Annotated in this window: 1 protein-coding gene and 1 pseudogene; one reads left to right on the top strand and one right to left on the bottom strand. The window is 56.3% G+C overall.

Annotated elements, in window-relative coordinates:
- Positions 1–376: 376 nt before the first annotated feature.
- Positions 377–1,624 (bottom strand): annotated as a pseudogene (phaZ, locus tag ACM62R_RS01985) (polyhydroxyalkanoate depolymerase); the annotation flags it as partial.
- A 105-nt stretch (positions 1,625–1,729) separates the two neighbouring features.
- Here phaZ and phaC point away from each other — a divergent pair.
- The gene (phaC, locus tag ACM62R_RS01980) at positions 1,730–3,535 is read left to right on the top strand and encodes a class I poly(R)-hydroxyalkanoic acid synthase (RefSeq protein WP_415182393.1); all 1,806 of its coding nucleotides are present in this window, start codon (positions 1,730–1,732) and stop codon (positions 3,533–3,535) included.
- Positions 3,536–3,614 lie beyond the last annotated feature (79 nt).

The following is a 3,614-nucleotide window of genomic DNA, read 5'->3' as shown; positions in this document are numbered from 1 at the left end:
CAGCAGGCGCAACCTTTGCGGGGGTCTCAACCCTTGCAGGAGCCTCGGCCTTTGCAGCAGGCGCAACCTTTGCGGGGGTCTCAACCCTTGCAGGAGCCTCGGCCTTTACAGCAGGCGCAACCTTTGCGGGGGTCTCAACCCTTGCAGGAGCCTCGGCCTTTGCAGCAGGCGCAACCTTTGCGGGGGTCTCAACCCTTGCAGGAGCCTCGGCCTTTACAGCAGGCGCAACCTTTGCGGGGGTCTCAACCCTTGCAGGAGCCTCGGCTTTTGCAACAGGCGCAACTTTTGCAGGAGCCTCAGCCCTTGCAGGAGCCTCAGCCCTTGCAGGAGCCTCAACCTTAGCCTTAGCAGGGCTGTCAGTGTTGGCCACAATCCTTGCGGGGGCCGCAGCGTCACCTGCGTTCCTGTCGATGAATTCCAGCACCAGGGGGCGGATGTTGTTGCGCCAGCTTTTCCCGGCAAAGATGCCGTAATGCCCGGCGCCCGGCTCCAGGTGGCTGGCTTTCTTGCTGTCGGGCAGTCCGGTGCACAGATCCAGCGCCGCTACACACTGCCCCGGTGCCGAAATATCGTCATTGGCGCCCTCAACGGTTTTCACGGCGACACGGGTGATTTTACCCATATCGACCTGCATCCCGTCGACCATGAACTTGTTCAACGCGATATCGCGCGATTTGAAGACCCGTTCCACCGTCGAGAGGTAAAACTCGGCCGTCATATCCATCACTGACAGGTATTCATCATAAAAGATGTTGTGATGGTCACGTTCGCTGCCCCGGCCTTGCGCCTCATCCACGATCTTGTTCTGGAATGCGTTGGCGTGTTTTTCACTGTTCATCGAGATGAACGACGCCAGCTGCATCAGCCCCGGATAGACCAGACGGCCGGCACCCTGATATTTGAAACCGACCCGCTGAATTACCAGATGCTCCAACTGGCCCATGGTCACACGGCGGCCAAAGTCGGTAACGTCGGTCTGCGCCGCATCGGGGTCGATCGGGCCGCCGATCAGCGTCAGCGTGCGCGGCTGTGCCTCGGGGTCGATTTCGGCCAGATAGGCGGTGGCGGCCAAGGTCAGCGGCGCGGGTTGGCACACCGCGATGACGTTGATATCGGGGCCAAGGTGGCGCATGAAATCAACCAGATAAAGGGTGTAATCCTCGATGTCGAATTTGCCGGCTGACACCGGAATATCGCGGGCATTGTGCCAATCGGTTATGTAAACCTCGCAATCGGGCAAGAGACTGGCCACGGTCGAGCGCAGCAGCGTCGAATAATGCCCCGACATCGGCGCCACCAGCAATACCCGGCGCTTCATCGGGCCACGGCTGGACACGTTGAAGTGGACCAGATTACCGAACGGCTTTTGCACCAGGGTTTCGACATTGACCAGATGGTCACGCCCGTCCGCCCCGGTAATGGATCGGATACCCCAGTCAGGTTTGATCACCATCCGTGCAAAACTGCGTTCCGTGACACGGCCCCAGGCAGACATCACCTTGAACATCGGATGCGGCACGAGGCCCCACATCGGATAGGATGCAATTGCGCGGGCAGATGCGCCCATCCACTCATTCGTGTTTCTGACGGTTTCCATCAGATCATAGGTCATCATATTCTTCATAGCGCCTCCTTTGGCCCGAGAGGGCAATCGTGGCAATTCGTCGCTTTACCCCCATACACAGGCGGCGTTATGCTCTATAACGCAAGATAGGGGGGAAACATTAACATGACAACAAGCGACAACGGTCCGCCTGCTGCATCGCAGCAAATGAATGATAATTTGGCAAAAGTCGAGGCATTGTCGCAACGCCTTGTTGCGGCATTGTCGCACAAACGCCCCCCCAATCCCGCATTGGAGGGGCCAGGAAGTGATATTTACCTAAAGGCAACCAGTGCCTTCATGAAGGAATGGATCGAGAATCCCTCCAAGTTTCTGGAGACTCAGATCAACTATTGGGGGCAGGCGCTAAAGCACTATGTGTCGGCGCACGAAATGCTTGCCAAGGGCCAACTAAGCGCCCCCGCCGACCCCGGCCCCAAGGATCGGCGCTTCAAGAACCCGCTTTGGGATACGCACCCCTATTTCAACTTTGTGAAACAACAGTATCTGATTTCCTCACAGGCAATCGAGGATGCGGTAAAGAATATTGAGGGCCTTGATCCGGTGGATCGCAAGCGGGTCAATTACTTTACCCGCCAAATCATCGACATGATGGCGCCGACCAATTTTCTTGCCACCAATCCCGATGCGTTGGAACGCGCCGTTGAAACCGATGGCGAAAGCCTGGTCAAAGGGTTGGAAAACCTTGTCCGCGACATGGAGACCTACGGCGGCGATCTGGTGGTGACGCTGTCTGACCGCGATGCGTTCAAGGTTGGTGAGAATTTGGGCACGACCGAGGGAAGCGTCGTTTATCGCAACCGCCTGTTTGAGCTGATCCAGTACAAGCCAACCACGGAAACCGTTCATAAAACGCCGTTGATCATCTTTCCGCCCTGGATCAACAAATACTATATTCTGGACCTGAAGCCCCAAAACAGCTTGATCAAATGGATCGTCGAGCAGGGCTTTACGCTGTTTGTCGTGGCGTGGAAAAACCCCGATGCCGCTTATGCCGATGTGGGCATGGATGACTATATATCCGAAGGATATCTGACCGCGTTTGAGCAGGTCAAAGAGATCACCGGGGAAAAGAAACTGAACGTCGTGGGGTACTGCATCGCAGGAACCACGCTGGCATTGACGCTGGCACTGATGAACAAACGCAAGGATACCACCGTCAATTCGGCCACCTTCTTTACCACATTGACCGATTTTTCCGATCAGGGTGAATTTACCGCCTTTCTGCAAGATGATTTTGTCGATGGCATCGAAGATCAGTGCAAACGTGACGGTATGCTGAATTCGTATTTCATGACGCGAACCTTCAGTTATCTGCGCGCCAATGATCTGATCTACGCCCCCGCAATCCGCAACTATATGATGGGCGAGGCACCACCCGCGTTTGATCTGCTGTTCTGGAATGGAGACAGCACCAACCTGCCGGGCAAGATGGCCGTGGAATATCTGCGCGGCCTGTGCCAGCAAGACAGCTTCGCAACAAAGGGCTATCCGGTCCTGGGCGAAACGGTGCATATTTCCGAGGTGAACGTGCCGCTTTGCGGGGTGGCCTGCGAAACCGATCATATTGCGCCCTGGATCGCCAGTTTCCACGGAATTGCGCAAATGGGATCAAAGGACAAAACCTTCCTTCTGTCCGAATCGGGCCATATCGCCGGGATCGTGAATCCCCCCAGCAAGAAGAAATACGGGCACTATGTTTCGGATGCGCCCGTCGAATCAGTCGATACTTGGAAAGAGGCCGCAGAGTTCCGTAGTGGCAGTTGGTGGCCGCATTGGGGCGAGTGGCTGGCCGAACGTTCGGGCAAAATGGTGCCTGCGCGCACCCCCGGAGGACCCGGTCATCCGGTGTTGGCACCGGCACCGGGCACCTATGTCATAGAAATCAAAAAGGAAACGGCCGAAGAGTAATATATTCTGCGGCGCAGCATAAGACACTTGAAATGCTGCGCCGCAGCATGTATATCATGTCCAGAAGAAAACGGGCCCC

The sequence above is a fragment of the Phaeovulum sp. genome (genome assembly GCF_047638075.1).
Taxonomy (GTDB): Bacteria; Pseudomonadota; Alphaproteobacteria; order Rhodobacterales; family Rhodobacteraceae; genus UBA6197.
This window is presented reverse-complemented; position numbering and strand designations above follow the sequence as displayed.

Coding starts and splice junctions, on each gene's coding strand:
- phaC (WP_415182393.1), top strand. CDS start 1,730: ATGACAACAAGCGACAACGGTCCGCCTGCTGCATCGCAGCAAATGAAT.